Here is a 15,518-nt window from a genome sequence, read left to right as displayed (position 1 = left end):
ACCGTCATGACGGACACCAACATCATCAGGCTGACGGCCGCCGAGACCGCCGCGAGGATCGCCTCCGGCGAGCTGACGGCCGTCGAGGTCGCCGAGGCCCACCTCGCCCGCATCGAGGCCGTCGACGAGAAGGTCCACGCCTTCCTGCACGTCGACCGCGAGGGCGCGCTCGCCCAGGCCCGCGCCGTGGACGAGAAGCGGGCGCGCGGCGAGGAGCTCGGCCCGCTGGCCGGCGTCCCGCTCGCGCTCAAGGACATCTTCACCACCGAGGGCGTCCCGACCACCGTCGGCTCGAAGATCCTCGAGGGCTGGATCCCGCCGTACGACGCGACGCTCACCCGGAGGCTGAAGGCCGCCGGCGTCGTCATCCTCGGCAAGACCAACATGGACGAGTTCGCCATGGGGTCCTCCACCGAGAACAGCGCCTACGGCCCCACCGGCAACCCCTGGGACCTCACCAGGATCCCCGGCGGCTCCGGCGGCGGCTCCTCCGCCGCGCTGGCCTCCTTCCAGGCGCCGCTCGCCATCGGCACCGACACCGGCGGCTCCATCCGCCAGCCGGCCGCCGTCACCGGCACGGTCGGCGTGAAGCCGACCTACGGCGCGGTCTCCCGCTACGGCATGGTGGCGTTCTCGTCCTCCCTCGACCAGGGCGGGCCCTGCGCCCGCACGGTCCTGGACGCGGCCCTGCTGCACGAGGTCATCGCCGGGCACGACCCGCTCGACTCCACCTCCATCGACGCGCCGGTCCCGCCGGTGGTCGAGGCCGCCCGCAACGGCAGCGTGGCGGGCATGCGGGTCGGCGTGGTCAGGCAGTTCCGCGGCGAGGGCTACCAGGCCGGCGTCGTGCAGCGCTTCGACGAGTCCGTCGCCCTGCTGAAGGAACTGGGCGCCGAGATCGTCGAGCTGGACTGCCCGTCCTTCGACCTCGCCCTGTCGGCGTACTACCTGATCGCCCCCTCCGAGTGCTCCTCCAACCTCGCCCGCTTCGACGGCCTGCGCTACGGCCTCAGGACGGGCGACGACGGCACGCACTCCGCCGAGGAGGTCACCTCCCTCACCCGTGAGGCGGGCTTCGGACCCGAGGTCAAGCGCCGCGTCATGCTCGGCACCTACGCCCTGTCGAGCGGCTACTACGACGCCTACTACGGCTCCGCGCAGAAGGTGCGCACCCTCATCACGCGCGACTTCGAGAAGGCCTTCGAGCAGGTGGACGTCATCGTCTCGCCGACCACGCCCACCACGGCCTTCCCGATCGGCGAGCGCGCCGACGACCCCATGGCGATGTACCTCGCCGACCTGTGCACCATCCCGGCCAACCTGGCGGGCAACGCGGCCATGTCCCTGCCCTGCGGCCTCGCCCCGGAGGACAACCTCCCGGTGGGCCTGCAGATCATCGCCCCGGCGCTGAAGGACGACCGGCTGTACAAGGTGGGCGCCGCCGTCGAGGCCGCCTTCGTGGAAAAGTGGGGACACCCGCTGCTGGAGGAGGCTCCGTCGCTGTGAGCAAGGCACTGTCCAAGGCCAAGGGATTCAAGAAGTCCAAGTCCGGCCTGTACCTGTCCATGGCCACGACCGCGTTCGGCGCGGTCAGCGTCGCCAAGCAGGCCAATCTGGCCCGCTCCGAGAGCGACACGCTGCGCCTGATCGACGCCGCCGTGTCCGCCGCCGCCATCGTCACCGGCCTCGCCATCCTCTACCGCGAGCTGAAGCGGCTGGGCGACGACGACGTCCTGCTGGGCTGAGAGGGAAGTAACACCGTGACCACCACGACCGACCTGGTGTCGTACGAGGACGCGCTGGCGTCGTACGACCCCGTCATGGGCCTCGAGGTCCATGTCGAACTCGGCACCAGGACCAAGATGTTCTGCGGCTGTTCGACCGAGCTGGGCGCCGAGCCCAACTCGCAGACCTGCCCCGTCTGCCTCGGCCTGCCCGGCGCCCTGCCGGTGGTCAACGCGACCGGCGTCGAGTCCGCGATCAAGATCGGGCTCGCGCTGAACTGCGAGATCGCCGAGTGGTGCCGCTTCGCCCGGAAGAACTACTTCTATCCGGACATGCCGAAGAACTTCCAGACCTCCCAGTACGACGAGCCGATCGCCTTCAACGGCTACCTCGACGTCCAGTTGGAGGACGGCGAGACCTTCCGCGTGGAGATCGAGCGCGCCCACATGGAGGAGGACACCGGCAAGTCGACGCACGTCGGCGGTGCCACCGGCCGCATCCACGGCGCGTCCCACTCCCTGCTCGACTACAACCGCGCGGGCATCCCGCTCATCGAGATCGTCACCAAGCCCATCGTCGGCGCCGGCGAGCGCGCCCCCGAGGTGGCGAAGGCCTACGTCCGTGAGCTGCGCGAGGTCATCCGCGCGCTCGGCGTGTCCGAGGCCCGCATGGAGATGGGCCAGATGCGCTGCGACGTCAACCTGTCGCTGATGCCCAAGGGCGCCGACAGGTTCGGCACGCGCTCGGAGACGAAGAACGTCAACTCCCTGCGCTCGGTGGAGCGCGCGGCCCGCTTCGAGATCCAGCGGCACGCGGCCGTGCTGTCGTCCGGCGGCACGATCGTCCAGGAGACCCGCCACTTCCACGAGGACACCGGGTCGACGACCTCGGGCCGCGTGAAGGAGGAGGCCGAGGACTACCGGTACTTCCCGGAGCCCGACCTGGTGCCGGTCGCGCCCTCGCGCGCGTGGGTCGAGGAGATCCGGGCCGGTCTGCCCGAACTGCCGCTGGCCCGCCGCAACCGGCTGCTGGCGGAGTGGGGCGTCTCGGCCACCGACATGCAGGCGATCCTCAACGCGGGCGCGCTGGACCCGATCGTCGCCACGATCGACGCCGGTGCCGACGCGGCCTCCGCCCGCAAGTGGTGGATGGGCGAACTGGCGCGCAGCGCCAACGAGTCCGGCAAGGCGCTGGACGAACTGGCCATCACGCCGGAGCAGGTCGCCCGGGTCACCGCCCTGGTGTCCGAGGGCTCCCTGAACGACAAGCTGGCCCGCCAGGTCATCGAGGGCGTCCTCGCGGGCGAGGGCACCCCGGACGAGGTCGTGGAGAAGCGCGGCCTGAAGGTCGTCTCCGACGAGGGCGCGCTGACCGCCGCCGTCGAGGAGGCCATCGCCGGCAACCCGGGCGTCGCCGACAAGATCCGCGGCGGCAAGGTGGCCGCGGCCGGCGCCCTGGTCGGCGCGGTCATGAAGGCCACCCGCGGCCAGGCCGACGCGGCCCGCGTCAAGGAGCTGATCCTGGAGAAGCTCGGCGTCGGCGAGGGCTGACCCGGGCGACGGCCGGCACGGCCCCGGAGGCATCCGCTCCGGGGCCGCGCCGTCGGCCCCGGTGCCCGCACCGGCCCCGGCCCGGGGCCGGAGGACCGGTCCGGCCGGGGCGCACGCGGGGGCGCCCGTGGGAGGCCCGGGGCGGTCCCGGTGACGCGACGGCGGAAGGAACAGCGGCACGATGTACGCGGCATCCCTGGGCCAGGACGGCGCCGAACTGCGCCCCCTGGAGGTCTGGCACGCGCCGGAACTGCTCGCCAACATCGACCGGGGGCGGGAGTACATCGGCCGGCACATCGGCCTGCCGGACGTGGTGGGCGACCTCGACGGCGCCCGCGCCTGGATCCGGTCGTACGCCGACCGGCGTGCCGCCGACGCGGGCGGCCTGCACGGGATCTGGCTGGAGGGGGAACTGGTCGGCGGCCTGCTGTTCCGGGTCTGGGACACCCCGAGCGGGGTCTGCGAGGCCGGCTGCTGGCTGGAGCCGGCGGCGGCCGGGCGCGGGCTCGTCACCCGCGGCATGCGCGTGCTGCTGGACTGGGCGTTCGAGGAGCGCGGCATGCACCGCGCGGAGTGGCGCGCCTCCTCCGCCAACGAAGGCAGCCTCAACGTGGCGCGGCGCCTCGGGATGACCCGTGAGGGCGTGCTCCGGGAGAACCACCCGCACCGCGGTGTGCGCGCGGACACCGAGATCTGGGCGGTGCTGGCCCCCGAGTGGCGGGCGGCGCGCGGACGGGGCGCCCGCCGCGCACGTTAAGGCGCCTCTCAGACAGTGTCCGTACGGTTCCGGGCATGGCAACGAAGACGGACGACGTCACCAGGACCGACGACGAGCAGGAGCCGGGGGCGGCCGGGGCGGACGCCACCGGCGCGGCCCGGGCCGCGGCCGGCGGTGCGGAACCGCACCGGGGGCCGGCCGGGGACGCCGCCGAGGAGGCGGGAACAGGGGTGGGGGCGGAAGCGGGGAACGAGGCGGGAGCGGGAGCCGCCGACGCGGGGTCCGGGGAGCGGGAGCAGTCCGGGGTCGGCCAGGGCGCCGGCGCCGTCGTCTCCGCCGCGCTGGGCCTGGTCTCGCTCACCGGTGGCTGGATCGGCACGGTCGCCGCCGCCCGCGAGACCCTCGTCGGCCAGCTGAGGACCTCGACCACGGCCGGCGTCGCCACGCAGATCAAGGAGGTCTACGGCGACGCCTGGCGCACCACCGCCCTGTGGGCCGGCCTGTTCGCGGTGCTCGCGCTGATCACCGGCGTGGTCGTGCTCGTCCGGCCGGCGTTCGGCACCCCCGGCCGTCCGCAGGCCGCCTGGATCAAGTCGGTCGCGTGGGCGGGCGTCTCGCTCGGCGTCGTCGGCCTGCTCCTGGCCGTCCTGAAGTACTCCGGCGCGCTGCTGGGGCTGCCCTCGGCCGGCTGAGGAGCGCGCACTTCGCGGGGGCCCGGGGAATCCTGCGCCGCCCGTGCCCGCGCGCCCCGGGACCCCGGTCCGCCGGAAAGGGGCCGCACCCACCCCCGGCCGGCGGTCGGCTCCGCTCACCTCACCCGGACCTCCAGGACCCTGTCGTCCCCCTTCTTCGGCGAGCCCCGGCCGTCCGTGTTGCTCGTCACCAGCCAGAGCCTGTCGCCGCCCGCCGCGACCACCGTGCGCAGGCGGCCGTACGCGCCGGTGAGGAACGGCTGGGGGCTCGCCGAGGCCCGGGTGCCCTCCAGCGGGATCCGCCACAGGCGCCGGCCCTTCAGCCCGGCCATCCAGATCACGCCGTCGGCGTACGCGATGCCGCTGGGCGAGGCGTCGTCGGTGTGCCACTGGGCCACCGGGTTCCGGAAGCGGGCGTTGGAGGACCTGCCCTCGGCGTCCGGCCAGCCGTAGTCGCCGCCCGGCTCGACCGCGTTCAGCTCGTCCCAGGTGTCCTGCCCGAACTCCGAGGCGAACAGCCGCTGGTGGGCGTCCCAGGCCAGGCCCTGCACGTTGCGGTGGCCGTACGAGTACACCGGGGAGTCCGGGAAGGGGTTGCCCGGGGCCGGTTCGCCCTCCGGGGTCATCCGGAGGATCTTGCCGCCCAGCGACCCGCGGTCCTGCGCCAGACCCCGCTCGCCGCTCTCGCCGGTGCCCGCGTAGAGCATCCCGTCCGGGCCGAAGGCGATCCGGCCGCCGTTGTGGACGAACCCCTTGGGGATTCCCTTGAAGACGGTGTCCGGGGCGCCCAGCTGCTCACCGGCCGGCCTCCTGCCGTCGTACAGCACGCGCACGATGCGGTTGTCCGAGGCGGAGGTGAAGTAGGCGTAGATCATGCGGTCCGAGGCGAAGGCGGGGGACAGGGCGATGCCGAGCAGGCCGCCCTCACCGTCCGGGGAGACCCCGGACACCCTGCCCAGCTCGGTCCTCGCGCCCGTCCGGCCGTCGATCCGGGTGATCGTCCCCTCGTCGCGGGAGGAGACCAGCAGACCCCCGCCGGGCAGCGGGGCCAGGCCCCACGGGCTCCTCAGGCCCTCGGCCACCGTGCGCAGCACCTTCACCGAGCCCTTGGCCGGCGGGGCCGGCCCGGTGGCCCGCGCGGAGGGGCCCGGCGCCGTGCCCGCCCGTGAGCTGGGCGCGCCGGCCGGGAACCCCCCGTCGCCGCCGGAGGAGCAGCCGGCCGACAGCAGCAGGGCGGCCGCGGCCAGCAGGGCGGGCACGGTTCGACGTGGCACGGTCACGGTCCCTTCGGGGCGGCGTCCGGGCGGCGGCTTCGCCCGGTCGTACACCGCTCGCGCCCTGAAGGGTTCCCGATCCGCCCCCGCCGCATGCGCGCGATCAGTCCCACGACCCCTGCGCCGCCGGCAGCCAGGACACCTCCACCAGGTCCCGCGGGGTCAGCCGCAGCCCGGCCGCAGCCGCGTTCTCCGCCGCCCAGCGCTCCCGCTTGGTGCCGGGCACCGCGATCACGTGCCGGCCCTGGGCCAGGACCCAGGCCAGGGCCACCTGGGCCGGGGTGACGTGCTCGCCGTGGCGGCGGGCGATCCGGCGCAGGCCCGCGACGATCGGCTGGTTGGCGGCCATCATCTCGGCGGTGAAGCGCGGGTGGCGGGCGCGCGGGTCGTCCGGCTCGAAGCCCTCGCCCGGGGTGAGCGTGCCGGTCAGGAAGCCGCTGCCCAGCGGCATCGCCGCCAGGAAACCCACCCCCCGCTCCGCACACCACGGCAGCAGCGCCTCCAGCGCCTCCGGCGACCACACCGACAGCTCGGCCTGCACCGCGGCCACCGGGAAGACCTGCTGCACCCGCTGCAGCTGGCCCAGGGTCGCGTCGTACGGCCGGGACCCGGAGCGGCGCCCGCCGCGCGCGCCCACCGCGCACAGGCCCAGCGCCCGCACCTTTCCGGCCCGCACCAGTTCGGCCATCGCGCCCCACGTCTCCTCGACCGGGACCTCCGGGTCGGCGCGGTGCAGCTGGTAGAGGTCGATCACGTCCGTCTGCAGCCGCCGCAGCGAGGCGTCGCAGGCCCGCTTCACGTACCCCGGGCGGCCGTTGGCCACGATGTGCTGCTCACCCACGAGCAGCCCCACCTTCGTCGACACGAAGGCGTCCGCGCGCCGTTCCTTCAGCACCCGTCCGAGCAGCAGCTCGTTGGTGAAGGGCCCGTACATGTCCGCCGTGTCCAGCAGGGTCGCGCCCAGGTCCAGCGCCCGGTGCACCGCCCTGATCGACTCCTCGCCGCGCCGCCGGGACCCGCTGTAGGCCCAGCTCATCGGCATGCACCCGAGTCCGACGGCCCCCACCGCGGGCGCCCCCGCGCCGATCGTCCTGCGCTCCACCTGCCCGTGAACCTCCCTCAGCCCGGCCCCCAACCTAACCTCTGCACGGGTGTTCGCCTGACATAGCCTCCTGGGCATGACCGCAGACGTATGGCTTCCCCTCCCGCCGGAGGACATCGAAGGACTGCCCGAGGGGCCCCGGTACCTGTTCTGGGACGGGGGTGAGGAGTTCCCCGCGGACCCGGGCGACTGCGTCTTCTACGTCGTGCCCTACATGAAGCCGTCGACGGTGGGCGTACGTCCGCTGCCCGCGATGGGGGCCGTCCAGGTCGTGCAGACGCTCTCGGCCGGCATCGACCACGTCGAGCCCGGCCTCCCCCATCTGCGTGCCGGGGTGCGGCTGTGCAACGCGCGCGGGGTCCACGAGGCCAGCACCGCCGAGCTGACGCTGGCCCTGATCCTCGCCTCCCTGCGCGGCGTCCCCGACTTCGTGCGGGCCCAGGACCGGGGCGAGTGGCTCGGCGGGTTCCGCCCGGCCCTCGCCGACCGCGGTGTCCTCATCGTCGGCTACGGCTCCATCGGCGCCGCCATCGAGGACCGGCTCGAACCCTTCGAACTCGCGCGGGTGGCGCGCGTCGCGCGCTCCGGGCGTGCCACGGCGCGCGGTCCCGTGCACCCGTTCACCGCCCTGCCCTCGCTGCTCCCGGAAGCGGACGTCGTGATCCTCTCCACGCCCCTCACGGAGACCACCCGGGGCCTGGTGGACGCCGGGTTCCTGGGCCGGATGAAGGACGGGGCGCTGCTCGTCAACGTCGCCCGCGGACCCGTCGTCGACACGAACGCGCTGCTCACGCAGGTGCGCAGCGGCCGGATCACCGCCGCCCTGGACGTGACGGACCCCGAGCCGCTGCCGCCGGAGCACCCCCTGTGGCGGGCGCCCGGTGTGCTGATCAGCCCGCACGCGGGCGGCCCCACCTCGGCTTTCGCGCCGCGCGCCCGGCGGCTGCTGGTGGACCAGCTGAACAGGTTCGTGAACCGCGAGCCCCTGAGGAACATGATCCTGACAACGGGCCCATAACCCGCTTCCGGCACCCTCCGCAACCTTTCGGACGCAGGGCGTGCCGGCATCTCCGCTGGTCGTCACGGAGAGTAGAGAAGCTATGTCCCTGAGTGACGATCCTGGTGTATCGTCCCGACAGGGGACGCGCCGCTGACCGTTTCGGCGCCGGGGATGGACATTTCAGATCTGTGAGGGGGGCGACGGGCGATGCACGGCCTATGGACCACCGATCCGACGAGGCGGAGCCGCCGACGGCGACCGTGGCGCACGGCCACGGACGGACGCGGCCATCACGCCGGCCATCACGGCAACCACCTCAGGCACAGCGTGCGCAGGAGGCACGCGCGCCCGGCGCACCGGGACGCGCGCGACCCGGGGGCGACGCGGACCGGGAGGCCCCGGTGAACGCGTCGACCACCGTGACGACCACGGCCGCCGTACGCGACAGCGCGCCGTGCGCGCCGCTGCCGCAGGGAGCGCCGCCCCGGCCGCCGGCCGTCGGCGACGGGCGCGTGGTCCAGCAACTCGCCCTCGCCCTCGTCTGCGCGGCCTACGCCGTCGGGTCCGCCTTCAACTGGGGCTCCGACACACTCGCGCTGATCATGGGCGACTTCGGACTGAGCGCGGCGGCGGGCGCCGCCGCCGTCTCCTGCTTCCTCTACGGCCGCAGCCCGCGGATCCGCTTCCGGCCGGCCTGGCTGCTGTTCGCCCTCTCCTCGGCGATGGCGGCCCTCGGCAACGCCGTGTGGGGGTGGTACGAGGTGGTCCTGGCGCGGCCCGTGCCCACCCCGGGCTACGCCGACCTGTTCTTCCTCTGCTTCGCGCCGCCCGCCATCGTGGGCCTGCTCGTCCTCGCCAAACGACCGGTGACCAGAGCCGGCTGGATCTGCCTGGGACTGGACGCCTGGCTGATCGGCGGCTCGCTGCTCACTCTCTCCTGGAGCCTGGCGCTCGCCCAGGCGGCCCGCTTCGACGGGCCGAGCGTGGCGCACACCGCGCTCTCCCTGGCCTATCCGCTGCTCGACATCGTGCTCGTCAGCATGGTCCTCGCCCTGCACTTCCGACGGGCTCCGGGCAACCGCACGGCGGTGAACACCGCGATCGGCGCACTCGCCCTGACCGTGTTGTGCGACGCGCTGTTCACCTCACCGCTGCTGCACGGCAGTTACCACTCCGGACAGCTGCTGGACGCGGGCTGGTTCGGCGGCTCGCTGCTGCTCGCCTACGCCCCCTGGGCCGCCTCCCGGCACCCCGGAGCACGGGACGGCGGACGGCGCGCCCCCGACGGGCACACACGCGTGGTCCACGAGCACGTGCCGGGACAGCGCAGCGCGCCGCCCGCGCCCGTGTCCGTGCCCCCGCCGGTGCCCGGACCGGCGGGCGAGCACGGCCGGTACCCGGCGGGACGGCCGCTCACCGGCTCCCTCGCCGCGCTCACCCCGTACCTCGCCGCCGCCGTCTGCACCCTGGGCATCCTGTACAACGTCCTCAACGGTCGCCGGCCCGACCACGTGGTGCTGGTCACCGCGGGCGCCGTCGTGCTGGCGCTGGTCATCCGCCAAGGCATCATGCTGCTCGACAACATCACCCTCACCCAGGAGCTGGCGCAGAAGGAGAGCCACTTCCGCTCCCTGGTGCAGGGCTCCAGCGACGTCATCATGATCGCCGCGCCCAACGGCATCCTCCGGTACGTCTCCCCGGCCGCCGCCGGGGTCTACGGACGGCCCGCCGAGGAGCTGGTGGGCACCGAACTGGCCGCGCTCATCCACCCGGAGGACCTGGGCTGCGTGGTGCACGAGGTGCGCCGCTTCCTCGCCGCCCGGCCCCAGGACGAACCCACCACCCGCATCGAGTGCCGCTTCCGGTCCGGCGGTGGCGGCTGGCTCAACGTCGAGTCCACCGTCAACCGCCACCACGGCGGCCTCATCTTCAACAGCCGGGACGTCACCGAGCGGGTGCGGCTGCAGGCCCAGCTGCAGCACAACGCCGAGCACGACCCGCTCACCGACCTGCCCAACCGCGCGCTGTTCACCCGGCGCGTCCAGCAGGCGCTGTCCGGCCGCCGCGCCACCGACCGCGGCGCCGCCCTGCGCGGCACGGCCGTGCTCTTCATCGACCTGGACGGCTTCAAGGCGGTCAACGACACGATCGGGCACCAGGCCGGGGACGAACTGCTGGTCCAGGCCGCCCGCAGGCTCCAGGACGCGGTCCGCCAGGGCGACACCGCCTCCCGGCTGGGCGGCGACGAGTTCGCGGCCCTGATCGTCGGGGACGGCACCCACGACCGGGCCGCCCGGGAGCGCGACATCGTGGAGCTCGCCGACCGTCTCAGGACGACCCTCTCGCAGCCGTACGCCATCGACGGCAACGATGTCCGGGTCAACGCCTCCATCGGCGTGGCCTTCGCCGAACCGGGCCTCGGCGCGGGCGAGCTGCTGCGCAACGCCGACCTCGCCATGTACCGCGCCAAGTCGGCCGGCAAGGGCCGCGTGGTGCTGTACCGGCCGCAGATGCAGCAGGACGTCGTGCGCAAGGCCGAGCTGGCCACCCGGCTGCGGGCCGCGCTGCACGACGGCGAGTTCACGCTGCTGCACCAGCCGGTGGTCTGCCTGCGCAACGGCCGCGTCACGGCGGTCTCCGCCCAGGCGCGCTGGCGCTCCTCCCAGGGGGTGCTGTTCACCCCGGCCGAGTTCCTGCGGGTGGCCGAGGACGCCGACAAGACCGCCGAACTGGACCGCTGGATCCTCCAGGAGGCCGTCGAGCGGGCCTCGGAGCGGGCCGCCGCCGGACTCGTCGTCCCGGTGACCGTCCGGACGAGCGCCCGGCGGCTGCTGGACCGCTCGGTGCCGCTCGGCTCGGTGGAGGCGCTGCTGAACCGGCACGGCCTGCCGCCCGGCGCGCTGGTGGTCGAACTGTGCGACCTCGACCCCCGGGTTTGTCTGGAGGAACTGGAGCGGCGGCTGGCCGCGCTCAGCCGGCTCGGGGTGCGGATCGCGCTGGACGGCTTCGGCAGCGGCTACGCGACCATCACGGCCCTGAGGAAGCTGCCCGTGGACATCCTCAAGCTCGACCGCACCCTGGTCGAGGGGGTCGTGGAGTCCGCTCCGCTGCACAAGATCACGAGCGGGCTGCTGCGCATCGCCGGCGACCTGGGGCTCCAGTCCGTGGCCGAGGGCGTGGACCTGCCGGAACAGGTGATGGCGCTGCGCGCGATGGGCTGCACGCACGCCCAGGGCATGGCGTTCTCCGGGCCGCTGGAGGAGTACCGGCTGCGCCGGGCGCTCGGATCCGGCCATTATCCGGTGCCGCACGCACCGGCCGAGCCGGTCTTCGCCGGTGGGGGCGGATCCGGGGTGTACACCGCAGGCGTGTCCGCCGTCTTCGGTGGCGGTACAGCCCTTCGTTCACATGCTGAGACTCCCGTCCCACCCACTTGACAGGTGGTGTGTGCCGGGAGAGGGTCAGTTCCATGCGCACCCGAATTCTCGTACTTGGACAGCGCGTCGGCTGAGCTGGGATCCACCGGAGGACGATCCGGAACCCCCAGCGACCTCGCCGGCGCGCTCCCCTCGCTTGCCCTATGGCACGAGGGGTTTTTTGTTGCACGGGCACCTGCCGTACAGCAGCCGCACAGCGCACGAACCTCGCAAAAACCCTCAGCATCGAGAAGAGAATGACGATGACCGAGCAGGCCACCGGGGCCCATCCGCAGCCGCGGCCCCGTTCCGGAGGACAGCAGTCCGCCCCCGTCGAGCACGTCACGGGCGCGCAGTCCCTCATCCGCTCCCTCGAGGAGGTCGGCGCGGACACGGTGTTCGGCATTCCCGGCGGTGCGATCCTCCCGGCGTACGACCCGCTGATGGACTCCTCCCGGGTCCGGCACGTCCTGGTCCGCCACGAGCAGGGCGCCGGTCACGCGGCCGAGGGGTACGCGCAGGCCACCGGCCGGGTCGGCGTCTGCATGGCGACCTCGGGCCCGGGTGCGACGAACCTGGTCACGCCGATCGCGGACGCCCACATGGACTCGGTGCCGATGGTCGCGATCACCGGCCAGGTCGCCTCCAAGGCGATCGGCACGGACGCCTTCCAGGAGGCGGACATCGTCGGCATCACCATGCCGATCACCAAGCACAACTTCCTGGTCACCAAGGCCGAGGACATCCCGCGGACCATCGCGGAGGCCTTCCACATCGCCTCCACCGGGCGTCCGGGCCCGGTCCTGGTGGACATCGCCAAGGACGCCCTGCAGGCGAAGACCACCTTCTCCTGGCCGCCGGTCACGGACCTGCCCGGCTACCGCCCGGTGACCAAGCCGCACGCCAAGCAGATCCGCGAGGCGGCCAAGCTCGTCACCGCCGCCAAGCGGCCCGTCCTCTACGTCGGCGGCGGTGTCCTCAAGGCCGGTGCCACCGCCGAGCTGAAGGTCCTCGCCGAACTCACCGGAGCGCCCGTCACCACCACCCTGATGGCGCTCGGCGCGTTCCCCGACAGCCACCCGCTGCACGTGGGGATGCCGGGCATGCACGGGTCGGTCACCGCCGTCACCGCGCTGCAGAAGGCCGACCTGATCGTCGCCCTCGGCGCCCGCTTCGACGACCGCGTCACCGGCAGGCTGGACAGCTTCGCCCCGCACGCCAAGATCGTGCACGCCGACATCGACCCGGCCGAGATCGGCAAGAACCGCGCCGCCGACGTGCCGATCGTCGGTGACGCCCGCGAGGTCATCGCCGACCTGGTCCAGGCCGTGCAGAAGGAGCACAGCGAGGGCCACCGGGGCGACTACACCGCCTGGTGGAGCGACCTGAACCGCTGGCGCGAGACCTACCCCCTCGGCTACGACCTGCCCGAGGACGGCTCGCTGTCCCCGCAGCAGGTCATCGAGCGCATCGGCCGGCTCGCCCCCGAGGGCACGATCTTCGCCGCGGGCGTCGGCCAGCACCAGATGTGGTCCGCGCACTTCATCCAGTACGAAAGGCCCGCCACCTGGCTGAACTCCGGCGGCGCCGGGACCATGGGCTACGCGGTCCCGGCCGCGATGGGCGCGAAGGCCGGCCGGCCCGACCGCACGGTCTGGGCGATCGACGGCGACGGCTGCTTCCAGATGACCAACCAGGAACTGACCACCTGCGCCCTGAACAACATCCCGGTCAAGGTCGCCATCATCAACAACGGTGCCCTCGGGATGGTCCGCCAGTGGCAGACCCTCTTCTACAACCAGCGCTACTCCAACACCGTGCTGCACAGCGGCCCCGAGGACGTCAATCCGGACGCCAGGGGCACGCGCGTGCCGGACTTCGTGAAGCTGGCCGAGGCGATGGGCTGCGTGGGCCTGCGCTGCGAGCGCCCCGAGGACCTGGACAGGGTCATCGAGGAGGCGAACTCCATCAACGACCGCCCGGTCGTCGTCGACTTCATCGTCCACGAGGACGCGATGGTGTGGCCGATGGTCGCCGCCGGCACCTCCAACGACGAGATCATGGCCGCGCGGGACGTCCGCCCCGACTTCGGCGACAACGAAGACGACTGAGCGAGGAAGACCCGAAGACATGTCCAAGCACACGCTCTCCGTCCTGGTGGAGAACACACCGGGCATCCTCGCCCGGATCGCCGCCCTGTTCTCCCGCCGCGGGTTCAACATCGACTCGCTCGCGGTCGGCGTCACCGAGCACCCCGACATCTCCCGCATCACCATCGTGGTGAACGTCGAGGACCTGCCGCTGGAGCAGGTGACCAAGCAGCTCAACAAGCTCGTCAACGTGCTCAAGATCGTCGAGCTGGAGCCCGGCCAGGCCGTGCAGCGCGAACTCGTCCTGGTGAAGATCCGCGCCGACAACGAGACGCGCTCCCAGATCGTGGAGATCGTCCAGCTCTTCCGCGCCAAGACCGTCGACGTCTCCCCGGAGGCCGTCACGATCGAGGCCACCGGATCCACCGACAAGCTGTCCGCCATGCTCAAGATGCTGGAGCCGTTCGGCATCAAGGAACTGGTGCAGTCCGGCACGATCGCGATCGGACGCGGTTCCCGGTCGATCACGGACCGGTCGCTGCGCGCCCTGGACCGAACCGCATAGGGCCGTGCGCGGGCGGCCGGTGACCACGGCCGCCCGTATGCCGAGACCCCGGAACCCCCCTCCCCCCACCGGCATACGGTGGGACGCACCATCAGCACACCAAGGAGAGAACCCAAAGTGGCCGAGCTGTTCTACGACGCTGACGCCGACCTGTCCATCATCCAGGGCCGCAAGGTCGCGGTCATCGGCTACGGCAGCCAGGGCCACGCCCACGCGCTGTCGCTGCGCGACTCGGGTGTCGACGTCCGGGTCGGTCTGCACGAGGGCTCGAAGTCCAGGGCGAAGGCCGAGGAGCAGGGCCTGCGCGTGGTGAGCCCGGCCGAGGCCGCCGCCGAGGCCGACGTCATCATGATCCTGGTCCCGGACCCCATCCAGGGCCAGGTTTACGAGGAGTCCGTCAAGGACAACCTGAAGGACGGCGACGCGCTGTTCTTCGGCCACGGCTTCAACATCCGCTTCGGCTTCATCAAGCCCCCGGCCGGCGTCGACGTCTGCATGGTCGCCCCGAAGGGCCCGGGCCACCTGGTCCGCCGCCAGTACGAGGAGGGCCGCGGCGTCCCGTGCATCGCCGCCGTCGAGCAGGACGCCTCCGGCAACGCCTTCGAGCTGGCACTGTCGTACGCCAAGGGCATCGGCGGCACCCGCGCCGGCGTCATCAGGACGACCTTCACCGAGGAGACCGAGACCGACCTGTTCGGCGAGCAGGCCGTCCTCTGCGGTGGCACCGCGGCGCTGGTCAAGGCGGGCTTCGAGACCCTGACCGAGGCCGGCTACCAGCCGGAGATCGCCTACTTCGAGTGCCTGCACGAGCTGAAGCTGATCGTGGACCTCATGTACGAGGGCGGCCTGGAGAAGATGCGCTGGTCCATCTCCGAGACCGCCGAGTGGGGCGACTACGTCACCGGCCCGCGCATCGTCACCGACGCCACCAAGGCCGAGATGAAGAAGGTTCTCGCCGAGATCCAGGACGGCTCCTTCGCGCGGCAGTGGATGGACGAGTACCACGGCGGTCTGAAGAAGTACAACGAGTACAGGCAGCAGGACTCCGAGCACCTGCTGGAGACCACCGGCAAGCAGCTGCGCAAGCTGATGAGCTGGGTCGACGAGGAGGCGTAAGCCCCGTGTCAGGGGGCTGGGGCACACTGCTCCGGCCCCCTTTCCCCACCCTCCCGCCCCCTCTCCGATCCGTCTGGGCACCGTTGTCCAACCCGTCCGGCCACGGACGGGTGATCCTTCCGCAGCGGCGTAATACGACGACCACGACGCCACTAGACTGCTGCGCAACATACGCGTCAGGCCCACAGCGTCGTGCGTCTTCCACGCGGCTAGCACCCCTCCGCCAGCGGCCGTCGGGACGGCCGTCCGCATTGGACTTGTGAGGACTCA

Annotated in this window: 12 protein-coding genes; 10 read left to right on the top strand and 2 right to left on the bottom strand. The window is 72.6% G+C overall.

The features are described 5' to 3' along the window. Positions 1 to 6: 6 nt before the first annotated feature. The 5 genes from gatA to QQY24_RS09315 all read left to right on the top strand — a co-directional run bounded on the left by gatA (position 7) and on the right by QQY24_RS09315 (position 4,685). Positions 7 to 1,506, top strand: coding sequence for an Asp-tRNA(Asn)/Glu-tRNA(Gln) amidotransferase subunit GatA (gatA, locus tag QQY24_RS09335; RefSeq protein ID WP_301972195.1), 1,500 nt, complete (start codon positions 7 to 9; stop codon positions 1,504 to 1,506). After that, on the top strand, positions 1,503 to 1,745 hold the full coding sequence (locus tag QQY24_RS09330) for a hypothetical protein (protein WP_301972194.1): 243 nt from the start codon (positions 1,503 to 1,505) through the stop codon (positions 1,743 to 1,745). Before gatA ends, QQY24_RS09330 begins: the two co-directional genes overlap by 4 nt. A gap of 15 nt (positions 1,746 to 1,760) precedes the next feature. After that, positions 1,761 to 3,275, top strand: a complete 1,515-nt coding sequence (gene gatB, locus QQY24_RS09325; protein ID WP_301972193.1) for an Asp-tRNA(Asn)/Glu-tRNA(Gln) amidotransferase subunit GatB — start codon at positions 1,761 to 1,763, stop codon at positions 3,273 to 3,275. 181 nt (positions 3,276 to 3,456) lie between these two features. Further along, positions 3,457 to 4,032, top strand: a complete 576-nt coding sequence (locus tag QQY24_RS09320) for a GNAT family N-acetyltransferase (RefSeq protein ID WP_301972192.1) — start codon at positions 3,457 to 3,459, stop codon at positions 4,030 to 4,032. Between the two features lie 35 nt (positions 4,033 to 4,067). Then, positions 4,068 to 4,685: a hypothetical protein gene (locus QQY24_RS09315; RefSeq protein ID WP_301972191.1), complete on the top strand. Its 618-nt coding sequence runs from the start codon at positions 4,068 to 4,070 to the stop codon at positions 4,683 to 4,685. Between the two features lie 116 nt (positions 4,686 to 4,801). Here the strand turns inward: QQY24_RS09315 and QQY24_RS09310 are convergent, their stop codons facing one another. After that, complete coding sequence (locus QQY24_RS09310) at positions 4,802 to 5,944, bottom strand: sorbosone dehydrogenase family protein (RefSeq protein ID WP_301976187.1); 1,143 nt, start codon at positions 5,942 to 5,944, stop codon at positions 4,802 to 4,804. A gap of 118 nt (positions 5,945 to 6,062) precedes the next feature. After that, positions 6,063 to 7,061 carry an aldo/keto reductase gene (locus QQY24_RS09305; RefSeq protein ID WP_301972190.1) on the bottom strand — a complete coding sequence of 333 codons (999 nt, stop codon included), beginning with the start codon at positions 7,059 to 7,061 and terminating at the stop codon, positions 6,063 to 6,065. 76 nt (positions 7,062 to 7,137) lie between these two features. Between QQY24_RS09305 and QQY24_RS09300 the strand changes: the two genes are divergently transcribed. The 5 genes from QQY24_RS09300 (at position 7,138) to ilvC (ending at position 15,248) form a co-directional block, all read left to right on the top strand. Beyond that, positions 7,138 to 8,079 (top strand): 2-hydroxyacid dehydrogenase, encoded by a 942-nt coding sequence (locus QQY24_RS09300; protein WP_301972189.1) that lies wholly within the window; start codon positions 7,138 to 7,140, stop codon positions 8,077 to 8,079. Between the two features lie 383 nt (positions 8,080 to 8,462). Beyond that, positions 8,463 to 11,498: a bifunctional diguanylate cyclase/phosphodiesterase gene (locus QQY24_RS09295; protein ID WP_301972188.1), complete on the top strand. Its 3,036-nt coding sequence runs from the start codon at positions 8,463 to 8,465 to the stop codon at positions 11,496 to 11,498. A gap of 242 nt (positions 11,499 to 11,740) precedes the next feature. Beyond that, positions 11,741 to 13,588 (top strand): acetolactate synthase large subunit, encoded by a 1,848-nt coding sequence (locus tag QQY24_RS09290; RefSeq protein ID WP_301976186.1) that lies wholly within the window; start codon positions 11,741 to 11,743, stop codon positions 13,586 to 13,588. Between the two features lie 19 nt (positions 13,589 to 13,607). Next, positions 13,608 to 14,132 (top strand): acetolactate synthase small subunit, encoded by a 525-nt coding sequence (gene ilvN / locus QQY24_RS09285; RefSeq protein WP_301972187.1) that lies wholly within the window; start codon positions 13,608 to 13,610, stop codon positions 14,130 to 14,132. Positions 14,133 to 14,249: 117 nt separating this feature from the next. Continuing rightward, positions 14,250 to 15,248 (top strand): ketol-acid reductoisomerase, encoded by a 999-nt coding sequence (gene ilvC / locus QQY24_RS09280; RefSeq protein ID WP_301972186.1) that lies wholly within the window; start codon positions 14,250 to 14,252, stop codon positions 15,246 to 15,248. Positions 15,249 to 15,518: the final 270 nt, after the last annotated feature.

This window comes from Streptomyces sp. TG1A-8 (assembly GCF_030499535.1).
Lineage (GTDB): Bacteria > Actinomycetota > Actinomycetes > Streptomycetales > Streptomycetaceae > Streptomyces.
Note: the sequence above shows the minus strand (reverse complement) of the source record. Positions and strands in the feature narration are given on the sequence as shown.

Bases quoted from the DNA above. Each gene is read 5' to 3' on its own strand.
- QQY24_RS09290 (WP_301976186.1), top strand. From the start codon at position 11,741: ATGACCGAGCAGGCCACCGGGGCCCATCCGCAGCCGCGGCCCCGTTCC.
- QQY24_RS09320 (WP_301972192.1), top strand. From the start codon at position 3,457: ATGTACGCGGCATCCCTGGGCCAGGACGGCGCCGAACTGCGCCCCCTG.
- gatA (WP_301972195.1), top strand. From the start codon at position 7: ATGACGGACACCAACATCATCAGGCTGACGGCCGCCGAGACCGCCGCG.
- QQY24_RS09300 (WP_301972189.1), top strand. From the start codon at position 7,138: ATGACCGCAGACGTATGGCTTCCCCTCCCGCCGGAGGACATCGAAGGA.
- QQY24_RS09315 (WP_301972191.1), top strand. From the start codon at position 4,068: ATGGCAACGAAGACGGACGACGTCACCAGGACCGACGACGAGCAGGAG.
- ilvN (WP_301972187.1), top strand. From the start codon at position 13,608: ATGTCCAAGCACACGCTCTCCGTCCTGGTGGAGAACACACCGGGCATC.